General features: G+C 45.1%; 16 protein-coding genes. 10 read left to right on the forward strand and 6 right to left on the reverse strand.

Annotated elements, in window-relative coordinates:
• Positions 1-32: 32 nt before the first annotated feature.
• Together AR337_RS09245 and abc-f are read right to left on the reverse strand one after the other, a co-directional pair.
• Positions 33-1,367: a S8 family serine peptidase gene (locus tag AR337_RS09245; protein ID WP_059171731.1), complete on the reverse strand. Its 1,335-nt coding sequence runs from the start codon at positions 1,365-1,367 to the stop codon at positions 33-35.
• A 133-nt stretch (positions 1,368-1,500) separates the two neighbouring features.
• Positions 1,501-3,216, reverse strand: coding sequence for a ribosomal protection-like ABC-F family protein (gene abc-f, locus AR337_RS09250; protein WP_059171732.1), 1,716 nt, complete (start codon positions 3,214-3,216; stop codon positions 1,501-1,503).
• 427 nt (positions 3,217-3,643) lie between these two features.
• Here abc-f and AR337_RS09255 point away from each other — a divergent pair, with 427 nt between their 5' ends.
• The 3 genes from AR337_RS09255 (at position 3,644) to AR337_RS09265 (ending at position 6,399) form a co-directional block, all read left to right on the forward strand.
• The gene (locus AR337_RS09255; protein WP_059171733.1) at positions 3,644-4,762 is read left to right on the forward strand and encodes an FAD-binding oxidoreductase; all 1,119 of its coding nucleotides are present in this window, start codon (positions 3,644-3,646) and stop codon (positions 4,760-4,762) included.
• Between the two features lie 253 nt (positions 4,763-5,015).
• Positions 5,016-5,864, forward strand: coding sequence for a neutral zinc metallopeptidase (locus AR337_RS09260; RefSeq protein ID WP_059171734.1), 849 nt, complete (start codon positions 5,016-5,018; stop codon positions 5,862-5,864).
• A 31-nt stretch (positions 5,865-5,895) separates the two neighbouring features.
• Complete coding sequence (locus AR337_RS09265) at positions 5,896-6,399, forward strand: cupin domain-containing protein (protein WP_059171735.1); 504 nt, start codon at positions 5,896-5,898, stop codon at positions 6,397-6,399.
• 67 nt (positions 6,400-6,466) lie between these two features.
• Here the strand turns inward: AR337_RS09265 and AR337_RS09270 are convergent, their stop codons facing one another.
• From AR337_RS09270 to AR337_RS09280, 3 genes are all read right to left on the reverse strand, one after another.
• A complete protein-coding gene (locus AR337_RS09270) occupies positions 6,467-8,146 on the reverse strand; it encodes a hypothetical protein (protein ID WP_059171736.1) in 1,680 nt (559 codons plus the stop codon).
• A 126-nt stretch (positions 8,147-8,272) separates the two neighbouring features.
• Positions 8,273-8,992, reverse strand: coding sequence for a YebC/PmpR family DNA-binding transcriptional regulator (locus AR337_RS09275; RefSeq protein WP_059171737.1), 720 nt, complete (start codon positions 8,990-8,992; stop codon positions 8,273-8,275).
• Between the two features lie 250 nt (positions 8,993-9,242).
• Positions 9,243-10,502 carry a GGDEF domain-containing protein gene (locus AR337_RS09280; protein ID WP_059171738.1) on the reverse strand — a complete coding sequence of 420 codons (1,260 nt, stop codon included), beginning with the start codon at positions 10,500-10,502 and terminating at the stop codon, positions 9,243-9,245.
• Between the two features lie 253 nt (positions 10,503-10,755).
• On the opposite strand from AR337_RS09280, the gene AR337_RS09285 reads away from it, so the two are divergent.
• The 7 genes from AR337_RS09285 to AR337_RS09315 all read left to right on the forward strand — a co-directional run bounded on the left by AR337_RS09285 (position 10,756) and on the right by AR337_RS09315 (position 18,017).
• On the forward strand, positions 10,756-11,082 hold the full coding sequence (locus AR337_RS09285; RefSeq protein ID WP_059171739.1) for an MGMT family protein: 327 nt from the start codon (positions 10,756-10,758) through the stop codon (positions 11,080-11,082).
• 271 nt (positions 11,083-11,353) lie between these two features.
• On the forward strand, positions 11,354-12,661 hold the full coding sequence (locus tag AR337_RS09290) for an ABC transporter substrate-binding protein (RefSeq protein WP_059171740.1): 1,308 nt from the start codon (positions 11,354-11,356) through the stop codon (positions 12,659-12,661).
• 222 nt (positions 12,662-12,883) lie between these two features.
• The gene (locus tag AR337_RS09295; protein ID WP_082686945.1) at positions 12,884-13,744 is read left to right on the forward strand and encodes a carbohydrate ABC transporter permease; all 861 of its coding nucleotides are present in this window, start codon (positions 12,884-12,886) and stop codon (positions 13,742-13,744) included.
• Entirely contained in the window at positions 13,744-14,559 is an 816-nt protein-coding gene (locus AR337_RS09300) for a carbohydrate ABC transporter permease (protein WP_059171742.1), read from the forward strand. Before AR337_RS09295 ends, AR337_RS09300 begins: the two co-directional genes overlap by 1 nt.
• 87 nt (positions 14,560-14,646) lie before the next feature.
• On the forward strand, positions 14,647-15,666 hold the full coding sequence (locus AR337_RS09305; protein WP_059171743.1) for a LacI family DNA-binding transcriptional regulator: 1,020 nt from the start codon (positions 14,647-14,649) through the stop codon (positions 15,664-15,666).
• A gap of 257 nt (positions 15,667-15,923) precedes the next feature.
• Entirely contained in the window at positions 15,924-16,808 is an 885-nt protein-coding gene (locus AR337_RS09310; protein ID WP_059171744.1) for an ABC transporter ATP-binding protein, read from the forward strand.
• Positions 16,809-18,017 (forward strand): ABC transporter permease, encoded by a 1,209-nt coding sequence (locus AR337_RS09315; protein ID WP_059171745.1) that lies wholly within the window; start codon positions 16,809-16,811, stop codon positions 18,015-18,017.
• Between the two features lie 53 nt (positions 18,018-18,070).
• Here AR337_RS09315 and pepT read toward each other — a convergent pair whose 3' ends face one another.
• Entirely contained in the window at positions 18,071-19,309 is a 1,239-nt protein-coding gene (gene pepT / locus AR337_RS09320) for a peptidase T (RefSeq protein WP_059171746.1), read from the reverse strand.
• Between the last annotated feature and the right edge of the window lie 244 nt (positions 19,310-19,553).

A 19,553-nucleotide genomic window follows, 5' to 3' on the forward strand; every position in this document is an offset into this window, starting at 1 on the left:
CATGCTTCGATAGGCGGAGTTCTTTTTAAATTCTATTGTAAAGATGAAGCTTTTTTCACAGCTTCATACGCGTTTACATAGCCCGCACCAACTTCGTGGTACTGATAACCAGGCATCGGCTCAGCGGTTTGTGCCAGAAAATCAAGTGCTTCCCCAGGTGTAAGGTCCGGCTTTGCTTCCTTCATGAGGGCAACGACCCCGGAAATATGCGGAGCTGCCATGCTTGTGCCGCTTGAAGTTGTATAGAACAGCAAATGTTCAGGGTCAATATACGAAATGTCCGTTGTCGTTCCGAGCACATTCATGACGAGGCCAGTTGAAGACCTGGTCGCAACGATGTCCACTCCGGGAGCAGTAATATCAGGGTGGAGGAACGCATCCCCTGCCACGCCGCGTGATGAAAAGTCAGCCAGCTGCTTATCCTTTGTACCGGCAGCAACACTGATCACCCATGGTGCTGCTGAATAAGGATTCAAAGTATTGTCCCCAGGGCCTTCATTGCCCGCTGCGAAAACAACTGTCATCCCGGCATCGTGGGCGGTTTTCGAAGCTACGTTAATTGGGTCGTTCGGTGAGTAGTCGCCAGTTGTGCCCCAGCTGTTGCTGATGATATCAATTCCGTAATTGTCTTTGTTTTTTATGGCATAATCAAAGGCTTCAAGCGACCACAAAATGTTGATTCCTTCACCTACGCCAAGGCCGACGAGTTTTGCATCTGGCGCAACCCCTTTATATAGACCGGTGCTCGCAGTGCCGCTTCCGGCAATGGTTCCGGCTACATGTGTGCCATGGCCTGAGGAGGTATCAGTATTAACAACGTTCTCAAGGTAAAGCGGTGAATTACCAAAAAGATTACCGACTACAAACTTTACGTTCTGAACAACTTTTTCACCGAATTTCAAATCTTGGTGGGTCGCATCAATTCCGCTGTCAATGACGGCGATGGTGACTCCCTTCCCAGTATAGCCAAGTTCGTTCCAAACTGATTCAGCACCAATCAGCTGGCGGCTGTCGCGAAGGAAGTACTGAAGCTCCTTATTTTCATAGACTGAGAGAATATTCGTTGATGAGAGAAGGAGGGTGGTCAAGGCAGCAATTTTGCCTTTAACTGCAATCATCGGCAGGTTTTCAAACGTTTTTGTTTCAAAGCCAAGAGCCTTTAAAAGCTTGATGTCTGAGAGGGCTGGAGTCTTTTTGTAGGTGATAATAGCTTCAGCCTCGCTGCCCGATAAAGTAGAGTTTAGCAGTTTTGCAATGGCGGGACTTACTTCGGCAGTAAGGCCAAGTGCCTTAGGCTGGGACGAAAAGGATGGGTTCAACAGTGTGAAAAGCAAAACAAGCAGGACAAGGAATTTGAATTTTTTCATAAGGACCCCCTAAATGATTTAAAATCTTACCTATTCTATTTATCCAGCAAGTTAGTTAGCAAACATATTAGAGGTTGGGAAAATTTTTAAGGGGAAATAAAAAGGGCTGCCAGCGATTGGCAGCCCCGATCCTTTAGAGCAACGTTTGCTTTTGCTGAATGAGTAAATTCAGTTCCTTATCAACCTTGGAATAGTCATCGCTTTCGGGCGTTAACATGCTGATTTTCCCAAGCAGCTCGGCTATTTTTGTATCAAGAATGACAAGCTCTTCCTGCCGGCGGCGATTATCCGGCCGCGCTTGGGCCGATTGTCGTTGTTCGTATTCGCGCAGCCCTGTTTCAATTCGCTGAATCCGGTTATTATCAATCACTAATAATTTGTCGCAAAGCCGTTCAATGAAGTACCTGTCATGCGAAACGATTAGAAGGGTACCGGAATAGCTCGCCAACGTTTCTTCCATTTGCTCGCGGCTTGGCAAATCAAGATGGTTGGTTGGCTCATCAAGGACAAGCATATCGTATTCCTGCATAATCATATGAACAAGCTTGATCCTCGTCCGTTCACCAAGGCTTAAAGCCGCAACACGAGTTGAAAGCTTCTCTTCCTTCATGCCCATATTGGCAAAAAGGGTACGCGCTTTTGTGCGGTCCTCCATGCTTTCCAAGCCCATGAACTCAAGGACGGTCCGGTCACCCGGCAGGTCGCCCACATCCTGGCTTAAAGAGGCAATACGTACCGAATCGCTTCTCCAAATTGCCCCCTTGGAGGCGCTCAATTCTCCCAGCAGCATTTTAATAAAGGTTGTCTTTCCGGCTCCGTTAGATCCAAGTAGGGCAATCCGCTCGCCGTGTTTAATGTAAAAATGGCTTTTTTCAAATAGAATTCGTTCACCAAATGATTTGCCCAATCCGCGGGCCTCAAGAATTCGTTTCCCTCGGTTTCCAGCTGCTTCAAAGTCGAACCGGACAGATAGTTCATCTTTTGGTCTTTCAATATTCTTTTTGGATAGTTCATGATTAAGACGCTTTAGCTTGGATTTGATTTGTGCGTCTTTTTTCTTTGCCTGGACCCGGCCGTATTCTTTAAAACCCGTTTGCCGGTTTTCAGAGGGAGTCCTACCTTTTCCGGCTTCCCGATGCGACTTTTCGGACCACTGCTTCAGCTGGGCAACCTGATTGTTAATAAGTTCTATGCGCTGTTGCTGCTTCTGATATTCCTTTTCTTGCTGCTCATGCTTCCGTTTCTTCTCGGTCCGGTAATTTGTATAGTTGCCCTCATAGACTGTGAGTTTTCCGTCTTCAAGCTCGAAAATCTTTGTAACCGTCTCGTCAAGGAAATGCCGGTCATGAGAAATAATCAGCGCGGCTTGATCCGAATTTTTAATGGATTTGATCAACCAATTTAAACCTTTTAAATCCAAATGGTTTGTTGGTTCATCGAGGATAAAGAGGCCGGGTTTTTGAGCCCAGATTCCGGCAAGAGCGAGCTTCAGCCGTTCTCCGCCGCTAAGATTGCAAAGCCGTGAATCCTCCCATTCAAGCATTTTTTTCAGGCCCAGTTGGCTGGCGGCTTCAAGGAGTGCTTCTTCTTTTTCGCTCCCCGGGATCGACAAATCATATTCAGTTGATTGGGGGAGGTAGCCGATCCGTAAGCTTGGATCCCTTGTCGCGATGGTTCCTCCATCAGGTTCCAGCTCGCCTGTAAGCAGCTTCACGAGCGTTGTTTTCCCGGATCCATTCCAGCCAACAAGCCCGATCTTTTCCCCAGCCCTTATATCAAAAGAAACGTCGCCAAGCAGTTCGCGTTCTCCATAATTCTTTTTGATATTTATAGCCTTGATAAGTTCCATACAAATCACCTCAGTATTTTTGTAAAAATCATATTGAAGACTGAACCGGATTTGAAAAAATCATAAGAAAAACCTCCCCGGGAACCCGAAGAGGCTGATTGTATGGCAAATTAGTCCTAATCAAGTCAGCTTTTAAAAAGTACACCTAAAAAAGCGTGTAAAAAGCTTTCGCTTGAAAAGTAAAAAAGGGCATACGAATCCTATTCTTCAGGTTTCCTCATTTCATATTCATGAGTCCACTCCTAAAAAATAAGATTATAACTTCATTGCCCCTGTACCATCCTTTTAATGTAATTGTATTTCATCATAAGTATATGCAGGAGGTTGAATGTCTGTCAATGTTCATGGAAAAAACCGCAAGGCTTTGAGGAGGATAGTGAACTCCGGTAGAATGAAATTATGAATACAGAGGAAAAGGTGCATTTTGATGAAGAAGTTCATTGTAATTGGGGCCGGAATACTTGGGGCATCCGCAGCCTACCATCTGGCAAAAGCCGGTGCAGATGTAACCGTTATTGACCGGCATGATCCCGGCCAGGCAACCGATGCCGCGGCAGGGATTATCTGCCCATGGCTGTCCCAGCGGCGGAACAAAGCGTGGTATGCGCTTGCGAAGGGAGGAGCGGCGTATTATTCGTCGCTTATCCGGCAGCTAGAGGAAGATGGCGAAGAGGAAACAGGTTATGCACGGGTAGGGGCATTGAGTTTGCATACCGACAGGGACAAACTTGCGAAAATGGAAGAGCGGGCGCTCTCAAGGCGGGAGGATGCGCCTGAGATAGGTGAAATCAGCCAGCTTGATCCGGGGCAGACCGCACGGTTGTTTCCGCCCGTTACGGAAAAGTTTGCTTCGGTCCATGTTGGCGGTGCGGCCCGCGTTGATGGCCGCGCGTTAAGGAATGCGCTGATGAGTGCCGCCGTAAAACATGGTGCGAAGTTTATTAATGGCTCGGCGAAGCTTGAGTTTTCTGGTGACTCGATAACGGGTGTGGCGGCCGGTGAAAATCACTATGAGGCAGATGCGGTCATTGTGGTGGCCGGTGCCTGGGCGGGAGAGCTTTTGAAACCATTGGGAATCAATTTAAAGCTTTCGGCGCAGAAAGGCCAGATTGTCCACCTGAAGCTTGAGGGACAGGATACCGGTGATTGGCCTGTAGTTATGCCTCCAAGCGATCAATATATCCTCGCCTTCGATGGCGGTAAAATTGTCGTCGGGACAACACATGAAAATGAAAAGAATTTTGACATGAGGGTTACCGCGGGCGGGCTGCATGAAGTGCTTAATAAGGCCTTGGCTACCACGCCGGGGCTAATGGACGCTGAATTTATGGAAGCCCGGGTCGGATACAGGCCATATACACCAGGCTTCCTTCCTGTAATCGGAAAAGTCCCTGGCTACGGGAATCTCCTTTTCGCAAACGGACTCGGTGCATCAGGGCTGACTATCGGGCCGTTTCTTGGTGGGCAGCTTGCGAAGATGGGACTCGGACTGGAAGTTGATATTGATTTGAACCTTTATGATGTAGGCGAGATAATTGGTGATTAAAGGAAGCGCGGGCGGGATGTGCCTGTGCTTTTTTTGTTTTGTTGATAACTTAAAATAGCCTTACTTTATTTTATAGATAATTAAAACTTATCAACATTCGATTGTGTAAAAACTTAATTGTTTTCCATGCCGACCAAAATGGCTCCATTTTCAGAAAATAATCCCATTGCGAATTGATTTTAAAATTATCCTATCGGGGTAAAAGGGTAGATATAACAATTGCTATTTTTAAAACTCCGAGGAGGAACAACCTATGCAATGGAAAGGTAGACAGGGAAGTTCGAATGTTGAGGATAGAAGAGGCAAGGGCGGCGGCGGTATGCTCATGGGCGGGGGAATCGGCGGGATTGTCCTTGTTTTGATTATGACGTTTCTGGGCGGCGGCAACATAGGGGACGTCCTTAATAATCTCGGCGGGACCGGGCTCGAATCCCCCCCTCCATACGAAGAAACGGCCGAAGACAAAGAGTTGGCGCAATTTGTTTCGGTTGTCCTGGCTGATACCGAGCAGGCCTGGACGGAGATATTCAAGGAAGAGGGCCTGGAATACAGGGAGCCAACCCTTGTTTTGTACTCGGGAACCGTTCAGTCTGCCTGCGGAACGGCGGGATCAGCTGTCGGGCCATTTTATTGTCCGGGTGATGAGAAACTGTATATTGACTTGAGTTTTTACCGGGAGCTTCAGGACAAGTTCCAGGCTCCGGGCGATTTTGCAATGGCCTATGTGATTGCCCACGAGGTTGGCCACCATGTCCAGACATTGTTGGGGACATCGGAAAAAATGGCATCGCTCCGCCAGCGGCTTAGCGAGAAGGAATACAATAAATATCAGGTGCGGATGGAATTGCAGGCGGATTATTTCGCAGGCGTTTGGGCAAACCGCGCCGAGAACCTAAACCTGCTCGAGGAAGGCGACCTGGAAGAGGCGCTGAATGCTGCCACCGCAGTGGGTGATGATACAATCCAGAAGAGGTCACAAGGATATGTTGTTCCCGAAAGCTTTACTCACGGAACTTCCGAGCAGAGGAAGCGCTGGTTTTACAAAGGTTTCAAGACGGGTACGATTGAAGGTGGGGATACCTTCAACGCCAAGAATCTTTAAAGGTTCTTAATCCAGAAAGGGGAGTTTCATTTTGGCAACGGCTAATGAACGATCTTTTTTCCTGAAGGATGACGGACAGGTTCCAAATAACCCCGAGCTGCCTGTAATAGTTTATCAAGGTGTGTTTAACGACAATCCCAATGGAATTGAGGAAACATTCAACCGGCATAATTGGACCGGCAGCTGGTCAGGCGGTATCTTCGGTTATCACCATTATCACAGCAACGCGCATGAAGTGCTTGAAGTTAAATCTGGGCAGGCGACCATCCTCCTTGGCGGCGATGCGGGTGAAAGGGTCGACCTGAAGGCGGGGGATGTGGTCCTGCTTCCAGCGGGAACCGGCCATAAATTGATTGCTGGCAGCGAGGACTTTGAGGTGATTGGTGCCTATCCTGACGGGAACAGCCCGAATATGAAGGAGAGGAATCCGGCTGGCCGCGCGCAGGCGCTTAAGGAAATCCGTAATGTACCGGTTCCTGACACAGACCCAGTCTACGGGGATACAGGCCCGCTCCTCCGAAAATGGGTAAAATGAGGGAAAGCCGCATGGAAAAACAGGACACATAAAAACACGATGAGCGAAATTCGCTCATCGTGTTGTTTCAGTTTAGGCCATCTATTTTAATTTGAATAGCCGGGAGGAAGTTCTCACCTGTATCCTGGTACGTTAACTGTACTTTGTCGCCTTCTTTCAGGTAAATCGCCAATGGTTCCCGTTCGGAAGAAACGATAAAGCTTTTCCGGTTGTCGAGCAGAAAGGAAATGGCTGTATAATCGCCGGACTTCTCTTTATATACCCTGAGGACTGTCCCAACTGCCTGTTTCTCTTCGGCCTTGGACCTGCCGTCAAGCCCTCCTCCTCCGCGCTGAAGTTCAAGCTTATATTGCCTGAGGGCATCGTTTGGAGTTGTACCGTAAACGGATGTTTCAGGATTTGCCGCCGAGACGATAAAGTAATTTTGCAAAAAGCCGTTTGAATCAAGGACAGGCGTCAGCCAGCTTGCCTCACCATAAAAATTGTAGAGGACCGGCATTTTGCCTTTCCATTTCTTTTCGATGAATTTCTTTTCAATGATTTGCAGTGCGCCTTCCGAATCCATATAGGACTCTTCGAGATTGCCTGTGTAATAAGTAGCTTTCCCTGTCCTTGAGTCCGTCAGGGAATAACCGAGCATCGAATCGACCCCTTCTTTCGGGCTTGAGAAGTCGGTAAAGTAATACATCGAGCCATTTTCATCGAATATTGGCGTTACATTTGCTTCTGTTCCTTCATCCGAAGGGAGCTTGACATCCTTTTTCCCGAACACGCTGTTCCAGAAGCCATGGACATAGTTGCCGAAATAACTGTTCTGCAGGCTTACAACTTCGGGAGAAACGGCTCCGTCTATGAAATCGGGTATCTCACCCAGGGCGTAGGCATCGGACTTTCCGCTAAGAGGGTCAACGAGCACAATCCCTTTCACATCAAAGCCGTTCCTCGCAGAAATGAAGTTCCCGAAGGAGCGGATATAGAATGGCTTGCCGTCTTCATTCACTTCCAATTGGACATCACCATGAAAAATGTATTTCGGGTACTTCGTCCGGATATGGCGTTCGATACTTTTTCCGAAATAGGAGGATGGGGTATAGGCCATTTCAGATTTAATGAACTTAGGGTTTGCCGATGAATCGGTAGCACTAAGCGTAAAGTAGCCAGGCGTCGTTTTCCCGTTCCACCACTTAAAGACCCCTGAAAACTCAACAGGCGCGATATACACATACTCGCCCTTTACCTTTTGAATTTGAAGGCTGCCTAGCTCGTAATAGCTTGTGTTCGGCACCTGTCCGAATGCCTTTCTCATCTTATTGCGTGCAAATTGAGGCGGAACGCTTGCCGGTGTTTTAGTTTCATCGAAGGTTTTGATTTCGATTTGCTGATCCATTTTCGCCGTTTCGTATTTTTCATTGGCGTTAAAGAGGAATGCCGTCAATAAATAGATGCTGAATACTAGGCTTCCAAGGAAGAACAGCGATTTAACCATCTGTTCCTTCCTAGTGGAAAACATCGCCCCAAGAGCGGCCGAAATAGTGATAATAAACCATAATGAAGTAAGGTTCCTGTCGATGTTGAATAAATAATAGAATATAAAAACCAAAACTACGAGTAGGATTGCAAGTACAATTTGCGGAATGCGGCCGGATTTTCCTTTATCCTTTTTCGGTCCCTTGAGACCGTAGAATGGAATGATTAAAATAGCCATCAGCAGTCCTGCAATCAGTGAAAACAAGTAAATATTCCCCATAAGGTTTCTCCTTCCAGTGGCCCATGAATGGTCCCTTTAAAGAAATACGTGGCAAGTAAAGAAAAGATTCATTACCAAAAATAAAAACAGGCCTTCCGGACAGGAAAGCCTGTGTAAAAAAACTGCCTATTCTTCCGAATCAACATTATGATACACTTGCCGGACGTCCTCCAAATCTTCAAGGGCGTCAATCATTTTTTCGAATTTGGCCTGCGCATCGGCAGGGAGGGTTACGTCATTTTGCGCCAGCATCGTCAGTTCCGCTACGGTAAAATCAGTTATCCCTGCGTTGCTGAATGCCTCCTGTACGGCATGGAACTGGTCTGGTTCCGCATAGACGATGACCGAATCATCTTCTTCAATGATGTCACGAACGTCCAGGTCCGCCTCCATTAACAGTTCGAGTACCTCTTCGGCTGTCTTTCCTTCAACTCCGAAAACCGCTGTCGCATCGAACATATAGGCCACCGACCCGCTGACCCCCATATTGCCGCCATTCTTGCCAAACGCGGCGCGCACCTCGGAAGCAGTACGGTTCACATTGTTTGTAAGGGCATCAACTATGACCATGGATCCGTTCGGCCCAAAGCCTTCATAGCGTAGTTCGCTATAGTTTTCATCGGAACCGCCCTTGGCCTTTTCAATGGCACGGTCAATTATGGCCTTAGGAACGTTATACGTTTTAGCCCGCTCGAGTACGACCTTGAGGGCCTGGTTCGATTCTGGATCCGGCTCTCCCTGCCTCGCCGCTACATAAATCTCGCGGCCGAACTTGGCATAAATCCGGCTTGTATTCGCATCCTTGGATGCCTTTTTTTCCTTAATATTATTCCATTTGCGGCCCATTCTGAACACACTCGCTTTCCTTTAAATCTCCATGGGATGATGGACGACACTACAAAAATAAGTACCTTTACTCCTGTATTTCAATCTGTAAGAAAGTAGCTGAAAAAATCACCACGAACTATTATACAACAATTTTAGGAAGAAATTAATTGCAAATTTAGTGAACGAGATACCACCAAACCAAAAAAAATAGTTCATAATGGAAAAGGCTGACCCCCGTTCCAGAATCAGCTTTTCTAAACGACGGGATTCAATTGTTTACAAGTTCACTATTTGCAGATATGGCGCATCCGTTAACGGCTGTGAGACGGTTTCGCCCATCCTGCTTGGATTCAAGAAGCAATTGGTCGGCAAGGATATATCCTTTCTCCAGTGGTATATGCTCCGAAATCCTGTAAAAATAGAGCCCAAAAGATGAGGTATACGAAATGGCAACCGTTTTGGAACCGAATTCGACCTCAACGCTGCTATTCTCCACCCCGCGGAGGATTCTCCCGACCAATTCTAGGCATTGGGAGTAATTTCTGTTCCTAAGGAATAATGTAAATTCCTCGCCTCCGCTCCGGAACAGGTTATCGTTTACATTAAGATAGCTTTTCAGTTTTTGAGCAAATTGCTGGATGACCTGATCGCCTACGGAGTGGTTATAGCTGTCATTAATGCTCTTGAATTTGTCAATATCTGCAACTACAATTCCTATATATTCCTCGGTCTCGCTCAATTCAGCCATTCTTTTGTCCATAAAGGCGCGGTTATTGATGCCGGTCAAGAAGTCTGTATAGGCCATTTGTTCGAACTTGTCCCGTTCATATTTATCCTGGATACTTTGGGACTTGGAATAAAACGATAAGCTGACAAGATAATTTAAAAAGAAAAGGGCAATGAGCGCACCCCACTCAGCGTCATGGATGAATAGAAGCAATAAGCCATTTGTGAATGCGGTCTTCCCCATATCTGTCAAGCTTCTGCTTTTGTAAAAATCGATTGCATCTTTTAAGGTGTTAATATCCCCTAACATAGAGAAAACAATGATCAAGAAAGTGTCTATGAGAAATGAGGATACAATTACAAGCAAAATAAGCAAAATCCAATAACCAAAGGGAATGGGTTCAAATACCGGAACCAGCAAGTTATATAAATAGTAGGCTGCCGAGTAGGCAAGGGTAAAGGAACCGATATTATAAAAGGTATCCCAAAATTCATCCGGGTCTGCTGTATTGGTCCGTTTCCGGTTAAAATAGATAGTAAACCGGTAAATCGTTTCAAAGATGAACAGGCCTAGCGGTCCGGCAAAGATTCCGAATGACAGGCTATAGGTGATTCCGTAGTCAACGGTCGTATTGCCGGTTTTTTTGACGACGCGCAAATGATGGTAAAGGGTTGAAAAAGCCCAAAACAAAAATAGAGCTTTTATATATAGGCTTGTTTGAACATCCAGGCTCCCCGAATACACGGCAATCGCCAGCGCGAAAAAAAACAATACAAAATCAAAGATTCTTGCTCTCCACATTGCAGGTGCTGCCCCTTCCCAATCCTATACCATTAATAATACTTGAAAATTGTTATGGTTTGCATAACTATTTTTTGAGTAATCAGAAATATTTTCAACATATGTTAATTTTTTCAAAGCAAAGTCAAATAGTCAAATAAGTTGTACACGATCATGGTAAACTATCAATTATCCAAAATTGCAAACAAGTGCCTTGTTTCATCCTTTAAAGGTTAATGCTATTACCTGCCCAGTAGAAAGAGAGGCCCAAAAAATGACTCCATTCACTGAAAGAACAATCAAGATTATTTGCGCCATTCCTGAGGGAAAGGTAATGTCCTATGGCCAAATCGCCAGGCTCGCGGGCAGTCCGCGGGGGGCCAGGCAGGTTGTCCGGATCCTCCATTCAATGAGTGGAAATTACAGCTTGCCATGGCACCGCGTTGTAAACAGCCATGGAGAAATCACCATCAAGGATGAAGAAACAAGTTTCCAGCAGAGGCTTCTTTTGGAGGCGGAAGGGGTGCGAATATCAGGAAACCAAGTTGAACTATCTGAATTTAGGCATAATCCTGATATAGAGTTCTGGGAGGAAATGTAATTAATTTAAAATAAAAAGATTGCAGGCCTATTTTAAACGTGATACGATGAATGGGCAATATGTGCAAACGTTTTCTCAATTATGAAAAGGGAGGGGGCGTCAAGCTAGGAATTGGTTTTCTGCTGAAATGCGTCTTTTTTTTACGCGATAGTGCAAACGATTTCACATAAGGGTGCATAGATTCCTCCGCTCTTTTTCAAGCAGTTTTTTTTTCGGAGGCTGTGCAAACGCTTTCTCAATTACTTAAACACTTATTTAATGGGGGTAAGTCATGAAACAGAAAAAGCTTTTTTTAAGCCTATTTGCGTTCGTTCTATTGTTTAGCCTAGTTTTGGCTGGCTGTTCTTCTTCATCAGGTGGTTCAAAGGATTCTGATACGAAAAAGAAGGACGTTACCATTGATATTTTCCAGTTCAAGGTCGAGTTTAAAGACCAGTTTGAAGCGGTTGCGAAGAAATATGAAGAAGAAAATAAAGGCATCAAAATCAATATTACGACTGTTGGCGGCGGAGAAGATTACGGTGCTGCCCTAAGGTCCAAGTTTGCTTCAGGCAAGGAGCCTGCAATCTACAATATCGGCGGGCCACAGGATGTTGCCGACTGGAAGTCAAAGCTTGCCGACTTGTCCGGCACAAAAGCTGCGGATGCAGCACTTGAAGGAACACTTGATGGCGTTACAGTCGACGGCAAGGTAATGGGTCTACCTTATAATCAGGAAGGCTACGGATTCATTTACAATAAAGCTGTTTTTGAAAAAGCAGGCATTAACCCGGAAGATATCAAGAGCTATGCCGCACTTGAAGAAGCCGTTAAAACGTTGGACAGCAAGAAGAAAGAGCTTGGGCTACAGGCAGTATTCGCCCTTCCTGCAAAGGAAACATGGGTAACTGGTCTTCACTTGTCCAACGCCTTCCTTGCTGGCGAGTTTGACGGCAATGTTTTAAAAGCATTTGATGCAAAGAACATTGATTTCACTTATGGCGACAGTTTCAAAAAGGTCCTTGACCTGCAGAATGAGTTTTCTGTACAGCCAGTTGTAAGCCTTGATTATTCTAAGCAGGTTGAAGAATTGTTCTCGCTGCAAAAGGTTGCCATTATCCAACAGGGTAACTGGGTATATGGATCAGTCGCAGGCATTGACCAGGAATTCGCGGATAACGGAATCGGCATAATGCCAATCCCTGTTGAAGGGTACAAGGAAGACGCGCTTCCTGTAGGCATCCCAATGTACTGGGGCGTAAACAGCAACAAAGACGAAGCAACGATTAAAGAAGCGAAGAACTTCCTTGATTGGCTCTATACGTCTGATGAAGGAAAAGAAACAGTCCTTAACGACTTTAAATTTATCCCTGCATATGATGGCTATGATTCTTCAAAAATCTCAGATCCACTTTCTAAAGGAATTTACAAGTATGCTCAGGAAGGCAAGACGATTGGCTGGACATTCATGGGCTATCCAACAGGATGGGGACAGGATACGCTGGGTATCGAAATTCAGAAATACGTCAGCGGCAAGGCTAAGTGGGATGATGTTGTAAACGTGTCAAAAGAAGGATGGGAAAAAGCAAGGAATAAATAAAGATAGTGTTACAAGGGTCAGTTGCAAAGGGTCTGATTTTATGAGGGATACACCTTATGAATCAGTCCCTTTGTTGCTAGTGAAATGAATTTCCATATTTTATAAACTTGAAAGCAAAATGGCTGCAAATCTACAGCCATTTTCAGATAAACTGTTTACCTTTGCCGATTTAAGGCAAATTTGTACCGTAAACGAAGCGAATGATGCGGAGGGTTTTACATGCTGCGAACGAAGGATTTATCTTACTGGCTTTTTCTCGCCCCAGTCCTATTGGCATTATCCATGGTTGTAATTTTACCGCTTGCCCTGGGAATCTATTATTCTTTTACAAATTGGAACGGGATTGAAACGGGCGGTTTTATTGGATTTGAAAACTATATCAATGTTTTCAGTGATAAAAAATTCATGGCTGCCCTCTGGTTTACGGTCAAATTTTCAATTGTGTCGATTATCCTGATTAACTTGATTGGCCTTTCACTGGCTCTTATTGTTACCTCAAGGATTAAATCGAGTAATTTTCTTCGGACGATCTTCTTTATGCCCAACCTGATTGGTGGCTTGATTCTAGGCTTTATTTGGCAGTTCATCTTTATGAAGGTGTTTGACGGAATCGGCAGCCTGATGGGGGTTGAAAGCCTGCAGGGGTGGCTGTCTACTACTGAAACCGGCTTCTGGGGGCTCGTTATTCTAATGAGCTGGCAGATGTCAGGATATATTATGGTAATCTATATCGCTTATTTGGAAGGCGTGCCGCATGAACTGCTTGAAGCCGCCGAGATAGATGGCGCAAGCTCTGTCCAGCGCCTTCGCTATATTGTTTTCCCTCTTGTCGCCCCGGCCTTTACTGTAAGTATGTTCCTGACCTTGTCCAATACATTTAAGCTGTACGACCAAAACCTTTCACTTACAGCTGGAGGGCCGTACAATTCGACGCAAATGGTAGCGATGGAAATTTTTAAAACAGCATTTGTTGAGCTGAATATGTCCTATGCACAGGCCAAAGCAGTTATCTTTTTCATCATCGTGGCGGTAATATCATTGACCCAGGTGTACATTAATAAGAAAAGGGAGGTTGAGCTATAATGAGGCGGACCAAAAAGTTACCCATTGAAATCCTTGGGCTTTTACTTGGCCTTTTGTGGCTTTCACCCTTTTATCTTATGCTCGTCAATTCTTTTAAAACAAAGAGAGAGATCTTTTCGGATACGTTGAAGCTCCCGGAACTATTCAGCTTTGAAAATTATAGTGTTGCATTCACCCAGCTCGATTTCCTGAGGACATTCATGAATTCGGTAATTATTACGGTTGCGAGCGTTGCCATCATTATTGTGTTTTCCTCGATGGCCGCATACGCCCTTTCACGGAACAAGAGCAAAATTAGCACAGCAATCTTTTTTGTGTTTGTGGCAGCCATGCTGATCCCTTTCCAATCTGTGATGATTCCGCTTGTCACAATTTTTGGGAAGCTGGAGATGCTGAACAGGAGCGGACTTGTCTTTATGTACCTTGGTTTCGGTGCAAGCCTGTCCATCTTCCTCTACCATGGAACCTTGAACAATATCCCAAAATCGCTCGATGAGGCGGCAACCATTGACGGCGCGAATAAATTCCAGGTTTTCTGGTATATTATTTTTCCAATGCTGAAGCCGATTACAGTTACGGTCGGAATTTTGAACACAATCTGGATATGGAATGACTACCTTCTTCCATCGCTTGTCATCAACCAGGAAGGAATGGAAACAATCCCGCTGAAGATGTTCTTCTTTTTCGGAGAATACACGAAGCAATGGCATCTTGCCCTCGCCGGGCTGACAATCGGCATTATTCCTGTCATCATCGCCTATTTCTTTGCGCAAAAGCAAATTATAAAAGGGATATCGGAAGGTGCTGTTAAGTAACAATGGCTATGGCAATAAGCCTTTTTAAATGTTATAAAAACTAGATAGAGAAACTTGAGGTACAATTGAACACCGGGAGGAAGCAGGATGGTTACGATAAAAGAGGTTGCGAAAGAGGCAAGAGTGGCGCCTTCCACCGTGTCGAGGGTCATTGCAAACAGTCCCCGGATCAGCGAAACAACAAAGCAGCGTGTAAAAGAGGTAATGGAAAGGCTTGGCTATTACCCGAATCTCCAGGCGAGGAGCCTTGCGGCAAAAAGCACGAGGACAATCGGGGTCATTATGCCCGCCTCCGCAGAAAAGGCTTTTCAGAACCCTTTTTTCCCGGAGGTACTAAGAGGAATCAGCAAGCAAGCCCATGCAACCAAATATGGAATATACCTCTCAACGGGTTCAACACAGGCGGAAATTCACGAAGAGGTTGTGTCCATGGTAATGGGCCGGCGCGTTGATGGGATAGTCCTGTTATATTCAAGGATTAAAGACAGGACCATGGAATATTTGAGGGAAAGCGGATTCCCTTTTACAGTTGTGGGTAGGCCGTATAAAAATAAGAATTCGATTACGTATGTCGATAACGATAATGTTGGGATTACGAAACAAATGACTGAGTATTTGATTAAGCTAGGACACACAAAGATTGCGTTTGTAGGCGGCAATCCAGATTTTGTCGTGACAGTCGACCGGTTAAAGGGGTACAAGGAAGCTTTGGCGGAAGCTGGGATTCCTTACGTGGAGCATTATACATTTACAAATGATATGGTTGCTGGCAATGGAAAGGATGCGGTTAAGGCTCTGCTTAAGCTTGAAAGCCGCCCGACCGCGGCCGTCACTCTGGATGATCTGCTTGCGCACGAAATGATCGGCAGCCTTGAGGCGTATAATATCCGCGTACCAGCAGACATTTCCATCGCCAGCTTTAATAATCTCTCTCTTTCAGAGCATTCAAGCCCTCCATTGACATCAATTGATATTGGAACCATCCGGCTGGGCTTTCAGGCTACCCAATATTTAATTGAAAAGATTGAAAACCCTAAGTTTGAGCCAAAGGGAGTCATCATTCCAGCTGAGCTGATTGAACGGAAATCGTGTGCGCCGATACTTTAAGGAATGTACAGAATTTACGAAACCCGTCAGGATTACGGGTTTCTTTTTTTGGTCCTAACCAGTTTGCTAACAGGATGGTTCTGCTGCCTGCTAGACAAAAAACCATTTTAATAGGAGAATTGACATTGGAAATGATTGTGCTATTATACAAAAAATACCCTGGAAGGGCATGCCAATGTTTTACTTAACAATGGGTAAACAGATGCCTGCTTAGAAGCGAGATGCCAGGGTTTTAACTTTTTGGGAGGGGAAAATAAATGGGTTTGGAAATTCGGAATCTAACAAAACGATATGGCGATAATGTTGCTGTAAATAATATTTCCGTCCGGCTGCCAAAAGGCGAGGTGCTCGGCCTGCTTGGCAGGAACGGAGCGGGGAAGACAACAACCATTAAGATGATGCTTGGTTTGATCAGTCCCGATGGCGGCGAGATCCTTTGGGATGGGCGTCCATTCCGCAGGGAAGAGCTGTCAATCGGCTATCTTCCAGAGGAGAGGGGGCTCTACCCAAAAACAAAAATTGCCGAACAACTCAAATACTTTGGACAGCTCGAGGGAATGAGCCGCAAGCTTGCCAATGAACGAATTGATTTTTGGTTAGAAAGGTTTGAGATTACAGAGTACAAAAACAAATTGGCAAGTGAGCTATCGAAGGGGAATCAGCAAAAAATCCAGGTCATAGCTACTCTGCTTCATGACCCGGATATCATTATTCTAGATGAACCGTTCAGCGGGCTTGATCCAGTGAATGCGACAATGCTTGGAACAGTCATGGAGGAGCTTGTCGAGCAGGAGAAAACGATTATTCTATCGAGCCACCGGATGGAATCGATAGAGGCGTTTTGCGAGAATGTCTGTATGCTGAAAAAAGGAAATATTGCTGTTTCCGGTAAGCTCCAAAGGGTGAAAGAAGAGTACGGGTACAAGAATTTAAAGATTACTTCAACAGCTTCACTTGAGCCAGTCTTCCGTCAATTTAAGTTGCCATTTGAGAAAAATGGCCTTGTTTACAACGCAAAGGTTCATAACGAAAAAGAAGGAATGGATATTCTGAGGGCGGCAGAGGCTGCGGGTGTCCCGCTCCAGAATTTTTCCCTGCTTGAACCTACACTTCATCAAATTTTTGTCGAGAGGGTGGGTTAAATGGACAAGTTTCTGGTGGTATTGCGATTTCATTTAAAAGAAGGTCTGGCCGGCAAGGGATTTATCATTACAGCAGCAGTGTTATTCGCAGCTATTTTTGGCTATTTCGGCTTTTCGCATTATTTTGGCGAAGATGAAAAAATGACAGTGTATGTCAGCAACCAATCAACCGGCTATTCATTCGACACGAAAGCGGCAAAGGCAGATTTTGCGGAAGTAAAGGAAATTGACTTGGAAAAAGTCGAAGGAATGAAACGGAAGGTAAGGGATGGCAATGCAGATGCCCTTATCATTTTGAAGGGGAGCGGTAATTCACCCGAAGTGGAATACTACTTCAAAAGAATGGCTGATTTCCAGGTGCTGGGCCTAATTAATTCGATTATCCAGCCGCAATACCTGAATACCATCGTTACCGAAAACAAAATGGATCCAGTTGTTGCGGGCGCCTTGCTAACGCCTGTAAAAATAGATGAAATTGCACTGAAGGAAACAGAATCGCTTGGACTCGTTTACTTCTTTCTTTTCCTGATGTATATGTTTATTATTATGTTCGGCAATACTGTCTCGTTAAGCATTGCAGGTGAAAAGACGTCCAGGGTTATGGAAATTATGATAACAAAAGTAAAGCCGATAACGATGATGTATGCGAAAATCATCGCTGCAATGATTTCCGGCCTGTTGCAAATAGGGATGGTGGCCTTAGCCTACGGAATAGCGAAGCTTCTTGGGTGGACATCAGGTGACATGAATATTTTTGGAATGCCGCTCGACCTGTCCGTTTTGAATCCAAAAATATTTTTATTTTTGAGCTTATTCTTTGTACTCGGCTATTTTGTGTATGCTTTGCTGTTTGCCTCGATTACTTCAGTCATCAGCAGGATGGAGGACATTGGAGCAATCATCTTTCCTGTCTCCATATTGCTGATGGGGGCCTTCATGCTTGGAATGAAAACAATGATGGACCCGAATGCGGGAATTGTCCTGGTTAGTTCCTATATCCCTTTCTTCTCGCCAATGGTGGTGTTCTCGCGGATTGTCCTTGGGGAAGCAGGGGTGGTTGAGATTGCCCTTTCAATTGCGATACTGATTGCCTCAATTGCCCTGATGAGTTATGTTGCCAACAGGATTTATTCAAAAGGCGTTATGCGCTACAGCGGCAAAACGACTCTCGCCGATGTTGTAAAAATGGTAAAAGGGACAGAGATGTAAGGAAAGTGAGGCAGGGGATCCGTCCCCTGCCTCATCCTGCTTTTTTAAACATATTATGCCTGGGCCTTTTCCTCAAAAATCCCAGCAATCCCAATGATGACGTTGACTGCCTTTAGCATATTGTCTACAGAGATAAACTCATACTTCCCATGGAAGTTCTCTCCGCCGGTGAAAATATTCGGGGTAGGGAGGCCCATATAGGAAAGCTGGGAACCATCCGTACCGCCCCTAATCGGTTTGATGATTGGCGTAATTCCCAGGTTGGTCATGGCTTCATGGGCGATATCGACAATCTCCATCACCGGTTCAATTTTTTCACGCATATTGTAGTACTGGTCATTCAGGTCTAGGTGAATGGCATCCTCGCCATGGATTTTCCTAAGTTCCCCCACTATTTCCTTAATCTTGTCTTTCCTTGCCTCAAAACTGCTCTTTTCAAAATCGCGGATGATATAGTAAACCTTTGTTTCTTCAACGTCTCCATTAAAAGAAATCAAATGATAAAAACCTTCGTAGCCTTCCGTCAATTCGGGCGCTTCCTCAGCAGGAAGCCTCTGATGAAAATCCATCGCGATCTTGGCAGAATTGACCATTTTTCCTTTTGCAGTGCCGGGATGGATATTTGACCCCTTAAAGGTTAATTTGGCGGCAGCGGCATTAAAGCTTTCATATTCAAGCTCGCCAATTGGCCCTCCGTCCACAGTATAGGCGTATTTCGCCTGGAAAGCGGCAACATCAAATTTATGCGGCCCCCTGCCGATTTCCTCATCAGGGGTGAAGGCCACCCTGATTTTGCCGTGTTTAATTTGCGGGTTTTGAATTAAATACGCCATGGCGGTCATTATCTCGGCAATACCCGCTTTATTATCGGCACCAAGAAGGGTTGTTCCGTCAGTCGTAATTAGTGTATGGCCGATGTAATCAGAAAGCTGTGGGAAATCACTCGTTTTCATGAAAATATTTAAGTCTTTGTTTAGTACAATGTTTTTTCCGTCATAATTTTCAACAATTTGCGGGTTTACGCCCTTCCCTGTGAAATCAGTTGCGGTATCCAGGTGGGCGAGAAAACCGATTGTTGGGACATCTTTTTCGGTATTAGAGGGCAGGGTTGCCATCACATAACCATTTTCATCCATCGTTACGTCTTCCATTCCAATCATTTTTAGCTCATTAACCAGCATCCTGGCAAGGTCAAATTGGCCAGGAGTGGATGGGCAGGACGAGCTGGATTCATCTGATTGGGTGTTCACACGCGCGTAAGAAATAAAGCGTTCAATAATTTCTGTTTTCAAATTGGTCATCTCCCACATATGTAATGAAAAACATTTCCATGTTAATGCAATTATAATACAAAACGAGGAAAAGAAAGAAACACAAGGATAGGGAAAAGTCCCCCTTGTCGAAAAATGGGGATAAGTAAACAAAAAAAGCTATGGCAAAAAACTTTTATAGGACTAGACGGAAGTTGGTGAATCATGTACAATGTTTTCAGAATATTGCTTTTATTATGAATTAAGTCTATTTTCAGATTGTAAA

Origin of the sequence: Bacillus sp. FJAT-27445, from assembly GCF_001510665.1 — a bacterium.
In the GTDB taxonomy this organism is placed as follows: domain Bacteria; phylum Bacillota; class Bacilli; order Bacillales; family Cytobacillaceae; genus Bacillus_D.